Here is a 17429-nt window from a genome sequence, read left to right as displayed (position 1 = left end):
AGCGGGTCGCGTTCGCCGCGGGTCCGGCCGTTCCGCGACGCGGAACCGAGCCGTAGGGCACGACGGGCGCTGACTGAGAATGCGGCTAGTTCTTGCTGCGAAGGTCAAGGAGATCGCCGATGACGCCGTTCATGCTGAAGGTGAGCGAGGCGCTCGACCTTCAGGCCGATATCGACCTCCCGGAGATCCGGTCCAGCCGGCACCAGCCTGCTGCGACCGGAACCGACGAGCATGTCGAGTGCCGTTCTCTGGCTGAGCAATTGGTGTGTGAAGCGAATGTAGTGCTGTCGTCGAACGGCCGCGAGCGACTCGCTCTCGACGACGACATGCAGGCGGGAGCACTGTCATTCCACATCTCCTTTGAGGGCCGCCAGGCGCGCATCGTCACCAACATCGGACATTCCACCGCGGTAGGCCATCTCTACGGAGTGGGTGCCCGTCACCTCGGAAACGTCGAACTGACCGGCGCCGACCAGGTCGAACAACTCATCCTGCTGCTGATCGGCAGCGACCGGCCCGGTTTGGACGGTACCGCCGTTCCGGCGAACGGAACGTTGGCGCTGTGACGCCGCCGGCCTTCCCACACTCGAAGGAACAGCGCCAGCACTAACCCGGGAGGCTTTCGTGCAATACGAGCTGCGCCAGCAGGTGATCGAGCCTCGGCGCAATACCTTCACACCGCTGGTCCGACGCTACGGTGACCGGCCCGCGACCCGGTACGAAGAGGGTTCGATCGGCATCCAGCCACGAGCGAACTTCCACTACCGTCCGCTGTGGGACCCCGAGCACGAAATCTACGACGCCGGTTTCACGGCACTGCGGTTGTCCGACCCCGATGCCTACACCGATCCGCGCCAGTATTTCTACACCCCGTACGTGATCAACCGGGCCGCGATGCATGACGCATTCGGACGCAGTCTGACCTACGTGGTGGACCGCAAGCTGCTGAAGGCCATGCCGGAGTCGTGGCAGGACCTGCTCACCAAACTGGTTGTGCCGCTGCGCTATTACGAGGCCGGCGCCCAGTTGATCAGCGTCACCGGATCACGGTACGCGTACGGCACCACGCTTGAGCAGTGCCTGACCTACGCGGCGTTCGACCGCATCGGCAATGCGCAGTTGCTCAGCCGGATCGGCATCGCGCTGGGCGACAACTCCGACCAGGTGCTGGTGACGACGAAACCCAAGTGGCTGGACGACTCCCGGCTGCAGGGTCTGCGGAGGTTGATCGAAGAGCTGCTGGCCCAGCCCGACTGGGCGGTGTCGACGGTGGTGCTGGATCTCAGCGACCGGCTGGTGTACCCACTGATCACCAGTCACCTGGACGAAGCGGCGTTGCTCGGCGGGGCCGGCGCCTACAGCCTGTTGATCCAACAGCTCGGCTCCTGGTACACCGACCACCGCAAGTGGCTCGACGCCCTGATCAGTGCCTGGGTCAACGACGCCGGGCACGGGGCCGACAACACCGCGATGCTGCGCGCGACGGTCACCCGGTACCTACCGCAGGTCAGCTCCGCGGTAGCGGATGTGGCACAAGGCATCGACGCGCTGGTCGATATCGGCGCCGAGAAATTCGTTGCCAGTACAGGTGATCGGCTGATACAGGCGCTGCGCGCCAGCGGAATCGAACCGGCGGAGGACTGAGATGACAGGACTGACTGCGCGCGAGGTCGGCGTCGACCTCCAGGAGTCCGGCGAGGACGTCCGGCGGATGGTGCTCGCCATCGAGCGGGACAACCCCGAATGCCGGGTCACGCATCAACCCGGGCTGATCAAGTTGTACGCGCCGGGACGGCTGGTGATCCGGCGCGAGAGCATCGAAGAGGAGTTGGCGCGGGAATGGGAGACCCATGAATTCCAGCTGGCCATCGTCTCCTACTGCGGCCACATAGGCGAATTCGACGACGACGAGATCGTCATCAGCTGGGACCACTGAGGTTGCATCAGCAACCGCCGAGCCTTTCGAAGGGAAACGTTATGGCGAAGATGTCCATGAAGGCGCGCTATTCCGCGCTGACCCGCGATCTTTCGTGGGAGCCCACCTACGTCAGCGAGGATGCGTTGTTCCCGCACACCAAGTTCGAGGGCATCGTCGTCCACGACTGGTCGAAGTGGGAGGACCCGTTCCGGCTCACGGTGGACGCCTACTACAAGTACCAGGCCGAAAAGGACAAGCGGCTGTACGCCGTCCTGGACGGGTTCACACAATCGCAAGGGCATTTGGGACTTTCCGAAGCGCGCTACCTCAACGCGATGAAGCTGTTCCTGCAGGGCGTAACCCCGCTGGAGTACGCCGCTCACCGGCATTTCGCTTACCTGGCAAGACATCTCAACGGCGCCGGTCCCCGGTTCGCGGCCCTGTGCCAGTCGGTTGACGAAATCCGGCACGCGCAGACCCAGATCCACACCCTGTCGAACTACAACAAGTACTACAGCGGCCTGCACAACTTCTCCGAGCAGTTCGACCGGGTCTGGTACCTGTCAGTGGCCAAGTCGTTCTTCGACGACGCGATCTCCGCCGGGCCGTTCGAGTTCCTCATCGCCATCAGCTTCGCCTTCGAATACCTGCTGACCAATCTGCTGTTCGTGCCGTTCATGAGTGGTGCCAGTTTCAACGGCGACCTGGCGACCATGACGTTCGGCTTCTCGGCGCAGAGTGACGAAAGCCGGCATATGACCTTCGGTTTGGAGGCTATCAAGTTCCTGCTGGAGCAGGACGAAGCCAACGTCCCGATCGTGCAGGGCTGGATCGACAAGTGGTTCTGGCGGGGATACCGGTTGACCGCGCTGATCGCCGCGATGCTCGACTATATGCTGCCCAAGAAGGTGATCAGCTGGCGCGAGGCATTCGAGCTTTATTTCGAGAAGCAGATGCTCGACGGGCTTTTCCCCGACCTGGCCTACTACGGCATCAAGCCGCCGCGCCACGTCAAGCATGCGATCGCGGAGAAGAACATCTACTCCCACCAGGTGTACTGGACTCTGTACCAGTTCTCCTTCGCGGCCGTGTTCACCACGACTATCCCGGAACCCGGTGAGATGGAGTGGTTTTCGCAGCAATACCCAGGCACCTTCGACCAATTGTTCAAGCCCAAGTGGGAGAAGGCCGCGCGCATCGCCGAAGCCGGCGGTCGATTCTGGTTCCAGGGACTGCCGCAGCTGTGCCAGGTTTGCCAGGTGCCCATGCTGTTCACCGAGCCGGGGGACCCCACCACGATCTGTCAGCGCAGCACCGACTACGAGGGTGAGCATTACAACTTCTGCTCCGACGGATGCCAGTGGGTCTTCGAAAGGGAGCCGGAGAAGTACGTGCAGGCGTGGTTGCCCGTACACCAGATTTTCCAAGGCAATTGCGGCGGCACCACCGTTCCCGAAGTCCTGCAGTGGTATGGCGTAGAGGAAGGTGACGGCGGAGAGTATGTCGGCTCGATCGACCAGCAGAACTGGATCGCCTGGCACCAGGGCGCCGGCATCCAGACGACGACGGTAGGTGGCTGAAATGAGCGTGCGGGCAATCCGGGAATATCGCTTTCCCTCCCGGTCGCGGGCCGAACTGTACGGCGACGACCAGCTGGTGCACATCTGGTGGCGCAACAACCAGTTCCTCGCCTCCGCCGCAACGGTCCGCGTCCCGACGGCGATGCCGTTCGGAGAGTTCGTAAAGACCGTCGTCGAGCCATGGGCCGCATCCGATCCCGACTTTCAACCAGGCTCGGCCTGGGACTGGTTTATCGACGACAATCCGCTGCAGGTACGCGACGAAGCGTCGCTGCACGAACTCGGCATCGGCCACAAGCACACCCTGTCGTTTCAGGTGGGCTGACGTGCCGATGGTGGCGGTCGAGGACTCCGGCATCGAGATCGAAACCCAGCCGGGCGAAGCGATTCTGGGCGCGCTCTGCCGGCGCGGCTACACCTACAAGTACGGGTGCCGGCGCGGCGGCTGCGGAGTCTGCAAGGTGCACCTGATCTCCGGCCAGGTCGCCTACCCGAAGATCGTCGCCGAAACCGTGCTGTCCGAGGCGGACCGGCGTGGCGGCATCTGTTTGAGCTGTCGTGCCGTTCCGGTCACCGACGTCGTGATCCGGCTGGGCGCCGGGGACAGCCTGCGCAGCGTCGCGCTGTTCCTCTCCGCAAGCAACGGCAAGTGTGGAACCCATCCCCACACGAAAGGAATCGAAAGCAAATGAGCGTCATGCGTTTGGGATACGTCCATGCCCGGGTCACCGATCTTCAGGACGCCATCGACCACTATCACCGCACCCTTGGCCTGCAGCAGGTGGCCGAAGAACCGGGAAAGGTCTACTTCAAAGCCTGGGACGAGTACGACCACCATTCGCTGGTGCTCGAAGAGGGCGGCGTCGGGCTGGTGAAACTGGGCTACAAAGTGGAACGCGCCGAGGACATCGAGACCTACGAGCGCCGTGCGCAACAGTTCGGCGTCATCACCGAGCGCATGAGCACCGGCGAAAACCTGTCTATCAGTGACGGATTGCGTATCGTGTTGCCGTCCGAACATGTGGTGGAGCTCTACCACGGTGCCGAACAGACCGGCACCGCCACCGGAGTGCTCAACCCCGAGGCATGGCCCCGCGATCTGGTCGGCGTCGGCGTACCCCGCCTCGACCACGCCCTGCTGACCGTGGAGGACCCCGACACCGTCGAGCGCTTCTTCCACGAAGTGCTCGACTTCCGGCCCTCAGAACGCTGGGTGACCGATCAGTCCGACGACGGTGAGTTGATGGGCTCCTGGATGTTCTGTACCAACACTCCGCACGACATCGCATTGATCAAGGGGCCCAACGGCAAGCTGCACCACTTCGCCTTTCAGTTGGGCGACTGGCACGACATCCTGCGCGCGGGGGATCTGTTCGCGATGGACGATGTTCCCGTCGACATCGGCCCCACCCGGCACGGCATCACCCGCGGCCAGACCATCTACTTCTTCGACCCCTCGGGGAACCGCAACGAGGTGTTCGCCGGCGGGTACCAGACGTTCCCTGACTTCCCGACGATCACCTGGACCAACGAACAACTGGCCAGAGGGATCTTCTACATCGGCCGGGAGATCAACGAGCGCTTCACGTCCGTCGTCACCTGATGGTGTCGGACCTCACCCGGGTTCCGGTACTGACTTTGGCTGGAGCGCAACGGATTCTGGACGGCAGTCTCGCCCGCGCCCGCTCGCTTGAGGTCGCGGTATGCGTGGCGGTGTCCGACCGCTCGGGACAGCTGCTGGCCTTCGCCAGGATGGACGGCGCCGCCCAACTGTCGGTCTCGATCGCGCAGGATAAGGCGTACACCGTGGCCGCGTTCGGCGGAGTTCCCACGCACCAGTGGTTCGAGCTGATCAAGGACGACCCCCCGTTGCTGCACGGGATAGTCAAGACCGAGCGACTGATCGTGTTCGGCGGCGGCGTACCTGTGTGGTCGGCCGGGCAACTTGCCGGTGCGGTCGGCGTCAGCGGTGGCAGCGCCGAACAGGATCGCGCCATCGCCGAGGCCGGCGCCGGCCTGATCAGGTAGGCCTTTCCGCATAGCGGAACGGGTTCAGCCATGAGGCCGGTGCGACCCGACGATCGTGAGGTGAGCCACACGATCACCGTTGAACCCCTCGGCGTCGAGGTGTCTTGCCGCCCGGACCAGTCAATCCTGGAAGCCTGCCTGCGCCAGGGGGTGAACCTGCCACATGCCTGCACCCACGGCACCTGCGCAACCTGCAAGGTGGAAATCCTGGAAGGCGACGTAGATCTCGGCGACGCGTCCGCGTTCGCGTTGCTGGACTCCGAACGTGCTGAGGGCAAAGCGCTGATCTGTACGGCCCGGCCCAAGAGCGACGTCACCATCGAGGCAGACGTCGACGAAGAAGACGGCGTCGTATTCCATCCGGTGCGCGACTTCACCGCAACGGTCACCCTGGTCGAAGACTGTGCTCGCGAGATCCGCCGACTGCGCCTGCGGCTCGACAACGAGATCGCCTTCAACGCAGGGCAATACGTGCAGGTGCAGATCCCCGGCCGCGGCGTCACGCGAAGCTGGTCGATCGCCAGCCCACCCGGATCCGGCGACACCATCGAACTCAACATTCGGCGCACCGCGGGCGGGTTGGGCACCGACGGATGGGTCTTCGCGTCCCTCCAAGCCGGTGACGAGGTCACACTTACGGGACCCTACGGGCGATTCTTCCTGCGCGAGCAGCGAAGTGAACCGGCCATTCTCATCGGCGGTGGAACCGGTTTGGCGCCACTGAAAGCGATGGTGCGCCACGTGCTCGAGACCGGGACCGATCACCGCCTGTGCCTGTACCACGGGGCGCGCACCCGGGCGGACCTCTACGACGTGGACTACTTCACCGAACTGCAAGAGCATTCCGGCGGCCGGCTGAGCTACCGGCCGGTGCTGTCCGAGGAACGCGCCGACGGTTTCCGGTACGGCAACGTCACGGACGCGGTCGACGGGGATTTCGAGACCTGCGCCGGTCACGTCGCCTATTTGTGCGGACCCCCGCCGATGGTGGAAGCCGCCCTGAAGATGTTGATGAAGAAACGGTTGTTCCCGCGCGACATCTATCGCGAAGACTTCTTCGACGCCCGCGACAACGCGACCGGCGGGGTACGCAGCCCGTTGCTGAGGACCTCGTGACCGGCTCTGAGGGCACTTGGTCCCTAGGTGAAGAGGCGTGACGTGGTTCATACTTTGGACGCAAGCTATCGGACGGGAGTCCACATGAGCGTTACCGACAGCGCGCGTCCCGGCCCGCAAGCGGTTGCCCGGCACCGTGACGACGCGCTGAAGTCGGTCGCAAACACCCTCGACGTACTCGATTGCTTTCTCACCGACGACGAACTCGGCGTGTCAGAGGTGGCGCGTAGCTTGGGTGTGGCAAAGAGCAGCGCACACCGGATGCTGAGCACCCTGGCCAGCCGGGGATTCGTCGAGCAGAATCCCGGCTCTGGCCGGTATCGGCTTGGCCTGCACCTCTACGAACTCGGTCAGCTTTCGATCAGCCGTAGCAGGCTGAGGCAGGTCGCCTTACCGATCATGGAGGATCTGCGGCAGCGGACCGGGCACACGATTCACCTCGGGGTGGCGGACGGCCCCGACGTCGTGCACCTAGAACGGCTTCAATCGCGGGAGGGCTTAGACATTTTCGACGCCCTGCCGGCGCGCCGCTTTCCGACGCACTGCTCGGCCACCGGCAAGGTGCTGGCCGCCTTCGATCCCGCGGTGGCCGAGGCGCGCCGGCGCGCCGCGTTTCCGGCGATCACTCCGAACTCCGTGCGCAGCGCCGAGGAGTGGGAGGCCACCCTCGCCAAGATCCGCCGCGCCGGTGTCGCGGTCAATCGCGACGAGGTGGCGACCGGCGCGATGTCGGTGGCGGCGCCGATCTACGACAACACCGGCCGGGCTCGCGCGGCGCTCTCGATCGTCGGTCGCACCGAGGTGATGGATCGCTGCGAGCAGCAGTTCACCCGGCTGGTTGTGGAGGCCACGCGCCGGTTGGGTCGGCTCGTGCCCTGGGGGACATAGGCGTCCCTCGTGGACATCGAGGACTTCATCACCGACGAGTGGTATCCCGGTTTCGCCCCGTCGTTCGGTCATTCGCCGTACATCGTCGAGCCGTTCCGCAGCTTCTCCGCCGCCGACAAGCAACGCTTCTGGTTCTTGGACTTTCACTGGGCGCGGGGGCTGACGCCGCTGGGAATGATCTGGAATGAGGACGGCTACTCGTGGGGTACCCAGTGGGCAGCGGAGCAGATGCCGCTGCCGGCGGGACGGGGCATGACCCAGCGGATCGCGGGGACCCACACCTACGCGGCCGTCATCCCGGTGCGCAACAAGCGGGAGATCGCCGCGCGCGACAAGCGGGTTCGCGCTTACCTTCCCGGGTTCCTGGACCGGTTCGACCTCATCTGGCGGCAGCGTCGCTCGGAGATCGAGATCGGTTGGCAGGCACTCCGATCGCGCGATGTTTCGGCGCTGTCCGACGAAGAGTTGGCGATGATGCTGGTCGAGGCGCGGACGTATTACCGGCGACTCTTCGAGATTCACTTCGAGATGATGTATCCGCTCATCTCCAACTATCTCGGCTTTCGGGGCGTCTGCCGGGAGCTGGGTATCGAAACGGCGACCGTCGCCAAATTTCTTCAGGGCTACGAGACCAAGATCAGCGAAACCGACCGCGCACTCTGGAAACTCGCGGCGGACGCCCGATCCGGCGGGGTGGAGCCAATGTTCGCCGCGACTCCAACCCACGAATTGGCGGCAACGCTGCAACGAGACGCCGATGGGCGGCGCTGGCTGCAGCGGCTGGCGGAGTTTCTGGACGTCTACGGATATCGCACGGCAGGCACGGCCGATGTGGCGCTGCCGAGTTGGATCGAGGACCCGACCCCCGTGTTGGGCACCGTCGCGGAATTCTTGCGGCAGAAGACTCCGCATGACTTCGATGCGGCCCACACGGCCGCGGTGGAGGAGCGGGAGGCGGCTGTCGACGAGGCCCGGGGCCGCCTCGCCCGCCGGGAACAGCAGGTCTTCGATGCCGGCCTGATCTCGGTGCAGCACGCCAACTTTCCTTGGTGGCAGGACGATCACAACTACTACATCGATTTGCGTGCCTCCCTCCCGGTGCGTTGGGTCGCTCTGGAGTTGGCCCAGCGGCTGGGCACAGATCGTTACGACGACACGATGTTCCTGTTCTGGCCGGAGCTGGTCGAACTGGCCGAACGTCAGCGGGGGTTTTACGGGCTGCAGAAAATCATTGAGGCGCGACGCCAGTACTTCGACCATTGGCACGATCGCAGATCGGAGATGCCGAAGGTGCTCGGTGCGGTGCCTGATGTGGTGGACGATCCACTGCTGATCGAGATCTACGGCCTGGACCGCGGTTACATGGATGCGGTGCGGGGTGAGGCGGCGGGCCGGAGGACCACCACGTTGCGCGGGATGCCCGCCGCGCGCGGCTGTGCACGCGGCCGCGCCAGGGTGCTGCGCGAAGCGGATCATCTGAACCAGCTGGCCGCCGGGGAGATTCTGGTGTGTGAATCCACCTCGGCCAGTTGGACTTCGGTCTTCAGTCGAATTGCCGGGTGCGTCTGTGACAGTGGCGGCGCACTGTCTCATGCCGCGATAGTCGGGCGGGAGTACGGGGTTCCCACCGTGACCGCCTGCGGGGTGGCTACCTCGACGATCCGCGATGGTGACGAGATTGTTGTGGACGGGGCCGCTGGCACCGTCACGATCCTCCGGGAGTGCCTATGAACAGAGTTATCGACCTTGCCGAGGCCACCAGCGAGAACGCCGGCCCGAAGATGGGTCGGCTGGGTGAACTTATTCGCCGAGGCATCGACGTTCCGTCCGGATTCGTGGTCACCGCAACGGCGTACGCACCAGACGGTGTCAGTACCGCATTGGCAAGCGAGATCACTGCCGCGTACCAACGGCTGTGCGATGGCGCCGAAAAGCCGGTCGTGGTCCGCAGCTCCGCCGTGGATGAAGACGGCGAAAAGGCGAGTTTCGCCGGTGTCTACGAAAGTTACCTGGGAGTGCTTGGTGCCGAATCGGTCATCACAGCAGTCCATTCCTGCTGGGCAGGACTGCAAGGCGGTCGTGCAATCGCTTACCGCGAGCGACTTGGTGATGGAACTGACGAGAACCCCTCCATCGCTGTCGGAGTCATGATGATGGTGCCGGCACGCAGTTCGGGGGTGGCCTTCACGATCGACCCGGTAACCGGCCGTGACGACCGGCTACTCATCGAAGCCAGCTGGGGATTCGGCGAGCCGGTGGTGCAGGGAGTGGTTACACCCGACCGGATCGAGGTTGCCGACGACGGGCGCATCCTGCGCTACGCAGCCGGTGACAAGCGAATTGTCATGCGCTACAACGATCACGGTGGAATGAAACGAGTTGAGGTGAGCCGCGAGCAAGCTGGCGCGCCGGCGCTGACCGCTCAGGAGATCGGCACGCTGAGCGGGCGGGTGCGAGCGGTGGCGACCGCGGCTGGTTGCCCGGTGGATTGCGAATGGGTCCTCGACGATTCGGGTGGTACCTGGATCGTGCAGTGGCGCCCGGTGACCGCGTTGCCCACCGCCGACCCGTTGCAATGGGATCCGGCCGAATACGCCGCGCGCTACGCGTTCCGGTCTGCCTGAACCACGCGGCCGTTCCACGACTCGGAACGCCGCGGCCACCCGTTGCCCGCGGTCTCTAGAGTCGGTCAGGTGCAACACGCCGGAACTGGCTTAGTCGCCGAAACGGTCGACGTCGTCACCGCTTCGGCACGAAAACTATTGGAAGCATACAAAACCCGTCGGCCCATAGCCCCGCTGACAGCCGACGTCCCAGATCTGACGATCGAGGACGCATACCGCATACAACTTGCGCAGGTGCGCCAGTGGCAGGCCGACGGCCACCGCATCCTGGGGCGCAAGGTCGGCCTGACCAGCCCCGCGATGCAGGCTCAGATGAAGGTGTCCCAACCGGACTTCGGGCACCTGATGGACGACATGTTCTTTCCGGAGCAGGTGCCGATCACCGCCGACCGGTTCCTGCAACCACGGGCCGAACCCGAGGTCGCATTCGTCCTCGGTCGCGACCTCGCCGGCCCGGGTGTCACCGTCGCGGCGGCGGCTATGGCGGTCGAGTGCGTGTTGCCCGCGCTGGAGATCATCGACTCGCGCATCGCCGATTGGCAGATCGGCATCGTCGACACCATCGCCGACAATGCGTCGAGCGGCGGGGTGGTGCTGGGCAGCACCGCCAGGCGGCTCGGCGACGTGGACCTGCGCCTGGGTGGCTGTGTCCTGCACCGCAACGGTGAGGTGGCCGGCACGGGCGCCGGGGGTGCGGTGCTCGGCTCGCCGTTGAACTCACTGGCATGGCTGGCCAACGTGCTCGGGAATTTCGGGGACGGCCTGCACGCGGGTCAGGTGGTGCTGCCCGGGTCCATCACCGCGTCGATCCCCTTCGAGCCTGGTGACGTCATCACCGCGACCATGGCCGGCATGGGATCGGTTACGGCTGTGATCGGCGGACGGACGGAGCGACCGTGACGACTTGGTGCGTCGACCGGGCGGCCACCGAGCTGTTGGCTGCAGAAGACGGCCGGTTCGACCGTAGTCCCATCACCGACGAGTGGGCGGACCTGGACGTGGCGACCGCATACGCCGTCCAGGACGAAACCCTGCGCCGCCGAATTGCCCGGGGCGAGAAGTTGATCGGCGTCAAGCTGGGTCTGACGAGCCGTGCCAAGCAACGCCGCATGAACGTCGACTCGCCACTGGTTGCCTGGCTCACCGACGCCATGGTGCTGCCCGCCGGAGAACCCGTCCCGCAGCATCAGTTGATCCATCCCAGGGTCGAGCCGGAAATCGTGTTCGTGATGAAGGATCGACTCGCCGGCCCCGGCGTGACCGCCGCGCAGGCCCTGACGGCGGTGGACGCCGTGTATGCCGGCGCCGAGATCATCGACTCGCGCTATCGCGACTTTCGATTCACGCTGACCGACGTGATCGCCGACAACGCCTCGTCGGGCGCCTTCGTGCTCGGACCCGTGGCGCGTAAACCGTTCGACCTCGACCTGGCCATGGAGGCGGTGCTGGTCGAGGCCGACGGCGCCATCGTGGATTCGGCGACCGGCGCGGCGGTGCAGAACCATCCGGCGGAGGCATTGGCGTTGGCCGCCAACGACCTTGGCCGCCGCGGCAAGGCGATCGAGGCCGGGCAGCTGGTGCTCACCGGCGGCATGACCGACGCGCTGCCCGCCGGGCCCGGCACCCGCACGGCCTTCCACTTCACCAGCCTGGGCTCGATCTTCATCTCCGGAGGAACGTAATGCCGCTCGTACAGGTCACCCTGGCCCAGGGACGCACCCCCGACCAACTCAGGGCCCTGATCAGCAAGCTCACCGCCGCCGTGGTGGAAGCCGTGGACGCGCCGCGACAAAACGTCCGCGTCGTGCTGTACGAGGTCCCCAAAACACATTGGGCCGCCGGGGATGTGACCTTGCAGGAACGCGCAGATGGGAATAAGGCATGACGGACCTGCCGTTCTTCGGCCATGTCATTGACGGCGCCGAATCGTCACCGTCGGTCGGCGACCGGTTCGACTCGGTCGACCCGTGGACTCGCCGTCCGTGGGCGCACGCAGCGCTGGGCGGCCGGGCTGAGGCCGACGTGGCGGTGGCTGCCGCCCGGCGGGCTTTCGACGAAGGTCCCTGGCCGCGAATGGGTTTCGCCGAAAGGGGTCGGCTGCTGCACCGGCTCGCCGATCTGCTCGAGGAGCATTGCGACGAGCTGGCATCGGCCGACTCCCACGACATGGGTAAGCCCCTTGCCCAGGCGCGACAGGATGTAGCACGTTCGGCCACCAACTTTCGGTTCTTCGCCGACCACGCCCGCCTGTCGACCGGCGAAGCCCTGCCCATCGACGCCGACCACCACAGTTACACGCGTTTTGAGCCAGCGGGCGTAGTCGCGGCGATCGCACCCTGGAATTTTCCAATGATGCTGGAAACGTGGAAGATTGCGCCGGCTCTGGCATGGGGCAACACCGTCGTGCTCAAACCGGCGGAAGACACCCCCGCATCAGCCACCATCATGGCGCGGCTGGCGGTGGAAGCTGGGTTGCCGCCCGGCGTGTTCAACGTGGTGCAGGGCTACGGGCCCGACTCGGCGGGACAGGCGCTCACCGAGAACCCCGCTGTCGATCGGATCACGTTCACCGGTGAGTCCGGGACCGGGCGCGCCATTGCCAGGGCCGCGGCGGCGAACCTCACTCCGGTCAGCCTGGAATTGGGGGGTAAGGGCGCCAACATCGTCTTCAGTGACGCCGACCTCGACAACGCCGTTTCCTGGTCGATTCAGGCGATCTTCCGCAACGCCGGGCAGGTCTGCCTGGCCGGCAGTCGGCTCTTCGTGCAGCGCGAAATCTATGACGTCTTCCTCGAGCGCTACATTGCGGCCGCCGAGCAACTGGTGATCGGGGACCCCGCCGCTGAAGGCACCGAATTTGGGCCGCTGGCCTCCGAGGAGCACTACACGAAGGTGTGCCGCTACCTCGATCTGGTTGAGAGCGAGGGGGGCAAGATCCGCACCGGAGGACTCGGTGAGGGTTGGGTGGTCAAGCCCACGGTGGTCACCGACCTGACCGATTCGTCCCGGTTGGTGTGCGAAGAGATCTTCGGGCCGGTGGTCGCGGTTCTGCCGTTCGACTCGGAACACGAAGTGATCGCGCGCGCCAACGACACCCGCTACGGTCTCAACGCGATGGTCTTCACCGAGAATCTCAGCCGGGCCCACCGGGTGGCCGCACGACTCAGCGCCGGAACGGTGTGGGTGAACTGCTTTTTCATCCGCGACCTGCGCGCCCCATTCGGCGGCGTCGGCGACTCCGGCATCGGACGCGAGGGCGGCAACTTCAGCCGGGAGTTCTTCACCGAGCCCAAGGCCGTCGTGATGCAGATCGCGGCCGACGCCGACTGACGGACGGGTCAGCCGAACTTTCAGCCGAAACTGTCAGCCGAAACTGTCATAGTGAATCCTGCTGAGTTGAATCTCATTGTCCGACAATAGTGTTCGAACCGAATTTGTCATGACCGGAGGACCGGCGATATAGAACTCGGCACTCCGCAGGTCATCGAGCATCGATTCGAGCGCGTGTGTCACCAGGCCCTCGATGCCACACCAACCCAGGTGGGGCGTCATCAGGGCGCCGACCAGCTCCGCGTCGGGCAGCTGTCCGATCAGGCTGGCGAGTTCCTCCCAGCAGACCAGTTCATCGCGAACATTGGCGCCGTAGACCACCCGCACCGGCCTGCCCTCACCGTCGGCGACCAGGCGGCGCAGCATCCCCAGTATCGGAGCGATCCCGGTGCCCCCGGCCACCAGACATGCGGTCGCGTCGGTGTCGCGAATCCACATTTCTCCGTACGGCATTTCGATCTTCACCCGGCTTCCGGGGAGTAGCCCAGAGACCGCCTCGCTGCCTGCGTGACCGCGGTAGCGCTTCATGATGAATTCGACTTCGGTCGAGTCGTGGCCACCGGACATCGAAAGGTTTGACATCGAGTAACACCGTCGCAGGCCGTGACCGAGGTCGATGATGGCGTGCTGACCCTCATGGAACGCGAGGCTGCGGTCGAGGGCGAAGCGTAACTGGAAGATGGCGGGACCGATCTCATCACGTTGGGTGAGCTCCGCCACGCAGCGCTGCGTGGCGAACCCGTCACGGGGCGAGGCCTCGACCCACGTCGGTTTGACCACCACGTCGGTCAGCGGCGCGCTTTGGCACGCCAGGATCCGGGCGCGACGGGCGTCGCGCGGTGTGATGGAGGGGGCATCGGCGAACAATGTCTCGACCTCGCCCTCGAGCAGCGTCATCTTGCACGTCCCGCAACTGCCCCAACCACACTCGAACGGCACCCAGACTCCGGCTCGTATTGCCCCGCCCAGAATCCGCTCACCCTCGGTGACATCGAATTCCACATCGGTGCCACAGATGGCGACCCGGTGGACTACATCGTCTGACAACACGATCCTCCCGATGACCTTGTGCAGTCCACGCTGGCAAGGTGCGCCTGCCGACCGCGGCATTGTTCCGCGGTTCGGAACGCCAGACCTGTAGGCCCGTGCCCGACGCCCGACCGTCAGCACGTGAGGACGGGTGTGCGACGATCGACGACGTGACTGACGCCCTCGTCGAGATGATGAATTCCGCTCTGTCGTCGACCATCCCGATCGCCGACCACATGGGTGTGCAGGTGGTCGAAGCGCGCCGCGGCTTTGCGGCCGCCACGGTGCCGGTCGAGGGCAACGGCAACCACTTCGGTGTCATCTACGCCGGCGTGCAATTCACCGTCGCCGAAGTACTGGGCGGCATCATCGCGTTGTCGACTTTCGACACCAGCAAGTACTTCCCGTTGGTGAAGAACGTCGACATCGCATTTCGGGCCATGGCCACCACGCCACTACGCGCGGAAGCGACCATGGACGAGGAGACGATCGCCCGCGTCGAAGCCGAGGCGGCGGCGCACGGCAAGTCCGACTACATCCTCGACGCAGTGGTCACCGATGCGGCCGGCACTGTCGTCGCCACCACGCACGGGCTGTATCAGCTGCGCGCTCACCGGAGTTGAGCGGCGCCAACAGAGCGCAGCAGGCACCCGGACGCTAGCGGCCTAGGCGACCGCTCGCAGCGGCGGCTTGGCGGTGGTGACGGAATGAGCGGCAAGCCAATCGCGTTCGATGCGGATCACGCGGTGGTGCTCCACCACGAGCCAGGCGAGCCCGCCCGCGATGGCCAGCACCGCCACCACACCGCATGTCAGGAGAAACTCGTAGTGCCGATAGGCCGCGGCCGCCACTCCGGAGTCCAGCGACAGGACCCCGAGGACGATCGACGAGACACCCGGCCAGCAGTACCGGTCGATGAAGTACTCGCCGGTGTGCGGGCATGTCGTGCGGAAATGGTCGGTGGGATCTTTGGTGCTGCACATGATTGACCTCCTCGGTTGAGCTAATTCGAAGAGGTACTCACCGTGGCGTGGGAAGCCATCCCCCCTGCGAGTGATCCCCGGGGTGGCGCAGCTCTACCACCCTCGTCACACCGTGATACCGCCGTCGACGTTGATGTTCGCGCCGGTGATGTATCCGGCTTCCGGACCGGCGAGGAAGCTGACGATCGCGGCGATGTCGCCCGTGTGGCCGTATCGCCCCAGCGCGGACAGCCGTTTGAGGCTCTCGGCGAACTCACCGTCGTCCGGGTTCATGTCGGTATCGATCGGACCCGGCTGAACATTGTTGACGGTGATTCCGCGCGGGCCCAGTTCACGCGCAAGTCCCCGGGTGAAGGCGGACACCGCACCCTTGGTGAGTGCGTAGACCGACTGGCTGGGCATCGGTACCCAGTCAGCGTTGATGCTGCCGATGTTGATGATCCGGGCGCCCTCGCCGAGATGCTTGACGGCGCTGCGGACGGCCCAGTACACGCCACCGACGTTGATTGCCACTGAGCGCTCGAACTGCTCTGCGGGGAATTCGTCGATCGGCGCCATGTAGGCCGTACCGGCGTTGTTGACCAGCACGTCCAAGCCGCCGAGTTCGGTCACGGTCTGTTCGACCGCGGCCGCGATCTGGTCGGCCCGGGCGGCGTCGGCCTGAATCGCCACCGCCTTGCCGCCGTTCTCCGCCACTTCGGCGACGAGCTTCTCGGCATCGGTCGCCGACGCTGCGTAGGTGAACGCCACCGCGGCGCCGTCGGCGGCCAGTCGCCGAACGATCTGCGCGCCGATGCCGCGCGAACCGCCGGTGACCAGGGCTCGCTTGCCCGCCAATGTCGTCGTGCTCATCTCGATGAAACCTTCCTGCCGTTCACGAATCGCTTCGTTACTTGGTACGCAAGGCTGGAGTCGGCGAATTCATTCCCCGTCAACGCCGGTCGACTGGGTGTGGTGCCGCTTCGAGGAGGACTGAGGCAAGCCGTGCGGTGGCCGGCGTCAACTGGCCGGCGGGCGGAGAGGCGAGGTACACCTGCCAGATCACCGGGGCGCTGAGCTCGACGGAGCGCAAGGCGGAAAAGCGCCGCGCCTCCGACTCGGGCATGAAGGTGGTACCCAATCCGTTGACCACCAGGTCGGCGATGTCGGCGAATCCGGCCGGCACCTCGTAGAACGTCTGCGGCTTCACGCCGACGGCGTGAAAGGCGTCGTCGATCAACCGCCGCAACCCGAACTCTGGTGGGTAACTGACCAGCTCCTCACCGGCAAGGTCGCTCAGCCGCAACCGCTTCCGGCCCGCGAGCCCGTGATCGTCCCGGCACACGAAAACCATTGGTTCCTCGAACAACAACTGCATGTCCAGTTGGGGAGGAAAACGATTGGGTACCGATACCAGCGCCAGATCGAGCGAGCCGTCCAGTAGCGCCGAAAGGTAGGCCGATGCGCCAGATTGACTGAGCCGCAACTTGAGTCGTACGAACGGATTTGTACTGTGGAACTCGCCCAGCGCTCGAGCCACATCCATCGGGCCGAACGAGATCAGGGAGCCGAATTCCACTGTGCCGGAGAGCGAGCCACGAAATTCGCTGACGGAGTCGGCCGCGGTCCGGGCGACGCGCAGCACCTCGTTGGCATGGGTGCGGAAGCGTTCGCCGGCAGCTGTCAGCCGGATCTGTTGCCGCGACCGGTCGAACAACTGGACCTGTAGCTCGCGCTCCAGCTTGGCGATCGACGAAGACAGGGCCGACTGCACCACGTGCACGCGTTCCGCGGCGCGGGTGAAGCTCATTTCACTGGCCACCGCGACGAAGTACTCGACTTGACGCAATTCCATGCGGACAACTCTATCTACACAACAGATGCAGGTCACCTGCTTCAATCGTCAGGGCCGATGAGACTTTCCTGCCCATTATTGCCACGTGCAGTACCTAGA

The 17429-nt window shown here is 65.0% G+C and carries 21 protein-coding genes; 17 read left to right on the top strand and 4 right to left on the bottom strand.

What is annotated here, in order from left to right:
- Positions 1-119: 119 nt before the first annotated feature.
- The 16 genes from QXK92_RS19185 to QXK92_RS19110 all read left to right on the top strand — a co-directional run bounded on the left by QXK92_RS19185 (position 120) and on the right by QXK92_RS19110 (position 13484).
- A complete protein-coding gene (locus QXK92_RS19185) occupies positions 120-566 on the top strand; it encodes a hypothetical protein (protein WP_306243832.1) in 447 nt (148 codons plus the stop codon).
- Positions 567-624: 58 nt separating this feature from the next.
- Positions 625-1644, top strand: a complete 1020-nt coding sequence (locus QXK92_RS19180; RefSeq protein ID WP_306243830.1) for a phenol 2-monooxygenase — start codon at positions 625-627, stop codon at positions 1642-1644.
- Position 1645: 1 nt separating this feature from the next.
- Positions 1646-1936 carry an MmoB/DmpM family protein gene (locus tag QXK92_RS19175; protein WP_306243829.1) on the top strand — a complete coding sequence of 97 codons (291 nt, stop codon included), beginning with the start codon at positions 1646-1648 and terminating at the stop codon, positions 1934-1936.
- Between the two features lie 41 nt (positions 1937-1977).
- A complete protein-coding gene (locus QXK92_RS19170; protein ID WP_306243827.1) occupies positions 1978-3498 on the top strand; it encodes a YHS domain-containing protein in 1521 nt (506 codons plus the stop codon).
- Between the two features lies 1 nt (position 3499).
- Positions 3500-3823 (top strand): phenol hydroxylase subunit P4, encoded by a 324-nt coding sequence (locus QXK92_RS19165; protein WP_306243825.1) that lies wholly within the window; start codon positions 3500-3502, stop codon positions 3821-3823.
- 7 nt (positions 3824-3830) lie between these two features.
- Complete coding sequence (locus QXK92_RS19160) at positions 3831-4190, top strand: 2Fe-2S iron-sulfur cluster-binding protein (RefSeq protein ID WP_306244536.1); 360 nt, start codon at positions 3831-3833, stop codon at positions 4188-4190.
- The gene (locus tag QXK92_RS19155) at positions 4187-5101 is read left to right on the top strand and encodes a catechol 2,3-dioxygenase (RefSeq protein WP_306243823.1); all 915 of its coding nucleotides are present in this window, start codon (positions 4187-4189) and stop codon (positions 5099-5101) included. The genes QXK92_RS19160 and QXK92_RS19155 overlap by 4 nt, the downstream gene beginning before the upstream one ends.
- Positions 5101-5526 (top strand): heme-binding protein, encoded by a 426-nt coding sequence (locus tag QXK92_RS19150; RefSeq protein ID WP_306243821.1) that lies wholly within the window; start codon positions 5101-5103, stop codon positions 5524-5526. Before QXK92_RS19155 ends, QXK92_RS19150 begins: the two co-directional genes overlap by 1 nt.
- Positions 5527-5586: 60 nt before the next feature.
- Positions 5587-6642, top strand: coding sequence for an NADH:ubiquinone reductase (Na(+)-transporting) subunit F (locus QXK92_RS19145; protein ID WP_306243819.1), 1056 nt, complete (start codon positions 5587-5589; stop codon positions 6640-6642).
- Positions 6643-6726: 84 nt separating this feature from the next.
- Entirely contained in the window at positions 6727-7530 is an 804-nt protein-coding gene (locus QXK92_RS19140) for an IclR family transcriptional regulator (protein WP_306243818.1), read from the top strand.
- A 9-nt stretch (positions 7531-7539) separates the two neighbouring features.
- Positions 7540-9261, top strand: a complete 1722-nt coding sequence (locus tag QXK92_RS19135) for a PEP-utilizing enzyme (RefSeq protein WP_306243816.1) — start codon at positions 7540-7542, stop codon at positions 9259-9261.
- Complete coding sequence (locus QXK92_RS19130) at positions 9258-10154, top strand: PEP/pyruvate-binding domain-containing protein (RefSeq protein WP_306243814.1); 897 nt, start codon at positions 9258-9260, stop codon at positions 10152-10154. The genes QXK92_RS19135 and QXK92_RS19130 overlap by 4 nt, the downstream gene beginning before the upstream one ends.
- Before the next feature lie 69 nt (positions 10155-10223).
- Positions 10224-11054 (top strand): 2-keto-4-pentenoate hydratase, encoded by an 831-nt coding sequence (locus QXK92_RS19125; protein WP_371934523.1) that lies wholly within the window; start codon positions 10224-10226, stop codon positions 11052-11054.
- Positions 11051-11836, top strand: a complete 786-nt coding sequence (locus QXK92_RS19120; protein ID WP_306243812.1) for a 2-keto-4-pentenoate hydratase — start codon at positions 11051-11053, stop codon at positions 11834-11836. The genes QXK92_RS19125 and QXK92_RS19120 overlap by 4 nt, the downstream gene beginning before the upstream one ends.
- A complete protein-coding gene (locus QXK92_RS19115; RefSeq protein WP_306243810.1) occupies positions 11836-12039 on the top strand; it encodes a 2-hydroxymuconate tautomerase in 204 nt (67 codons plus the stop codon). The genes QXK92_RS19120 and QXK92_RS19115 overlap by 1 nt, the downstream gene beginning before the upstream one ends.
- Positions 12036-13484, top strand: coding sequence for an aldehyde dehydrogenase (locus QXK92_RS19110; protein ID WP_306243808.1), 1449 nt, complete (start codon positions 12036-12038; stop codon positions 13482-13484). Before QXK92_RS19115 ends, QXK92_RS19110 begins: the two co-directional genes overlap by 4 nt.
- A 33-nt stretch (positions 13485-13517) precedes the next feature.
- On the opposite strand, the gene QXK92_RS19105 is transcribed toward QXK92_RS19110, so the two are convergent.
- Entirely contained in the window at positions 13518-14531 is a 1014-nt protein-coding gene (locus QXK92_RS19105) for a 2Fe-2S iron-sulfur cluster binding domain-containing protein (RefSeq protein ID WP_306243806.1), read from the bottom strand.
- Positions 14532-14704: 173 nt separating this feature from the next.
- On the opposite strand from QXK92_RS19105, the gene QXK92_RS19100 reads away from it, so the two are divergent.
- Complete coding sequence (locus QXK92_RS19100) at positions 14705-15136, top strand: PaaI family thioesterase (protein WP_371934566.1); 432 nt, start codon at positions 14705-14707, stop codon at positions 15134-15136.
- A 42-nt stretch (positions 15137-15178) separates the two neighbouring features.
- Here the strand turns inward: QXK92_RS19100 and usfY are convergent, their stop codons facing one another.
- The 3 genes from usfY to QXK92_RS19085 all read right to left on the bottom strand — a co-directional run bounded on the left by usfY (position 15179) and on the right by QXK92_RS19085 (position 17330).
- A complete protein-coding gene (gene usfY / locus QXK92_RS19095; protein WP_306243802.1) occupies positions 15179-15496 on the bottom strand; it encodes a protein UsfY in 318 nt (105 codons plus the stop codon).
- 105 nt (positions 15497-15601) lie between these two features.
- A complete protein-coding gene (locus QXK92_RS19090; protein ID WP_306243799.1) occupies positions 15602-16348 on the bottom strand; it encodes a 3-oxoacyl-ACP reductase family protein in 747 nt (248 codons plus the stop codon).
- A 79-nt stretch (positions 16349-16427) separates the two neighbouring features.
- Positions 16428-17330 carry a LysR family transcriptional regulator gene (locus QXK92_RS19085; RefSeq protein WP_306243797.1) on the bottom strand — a complete coding sequence of 301 codons (903 nt, stop codon included), beginning with the start codon at positions 17328-17330 and terminating at the stop codon, positions 16428-16430.
- Positions 17331-17429: the final 99 nt, after the last annotated feature.

The organism is Mycobacterium sp. TY815 (assembly GCF_030755135.1).
Taxonomy (GTDB): Bacteria; Actinomycetota; Actinomycetes; order Mycobacteriales; family Mycobacteriaceae; genus Mycobacterium.
This window is presented reverse-complemented; position numbering and strand designations above follow the sequence as displayed.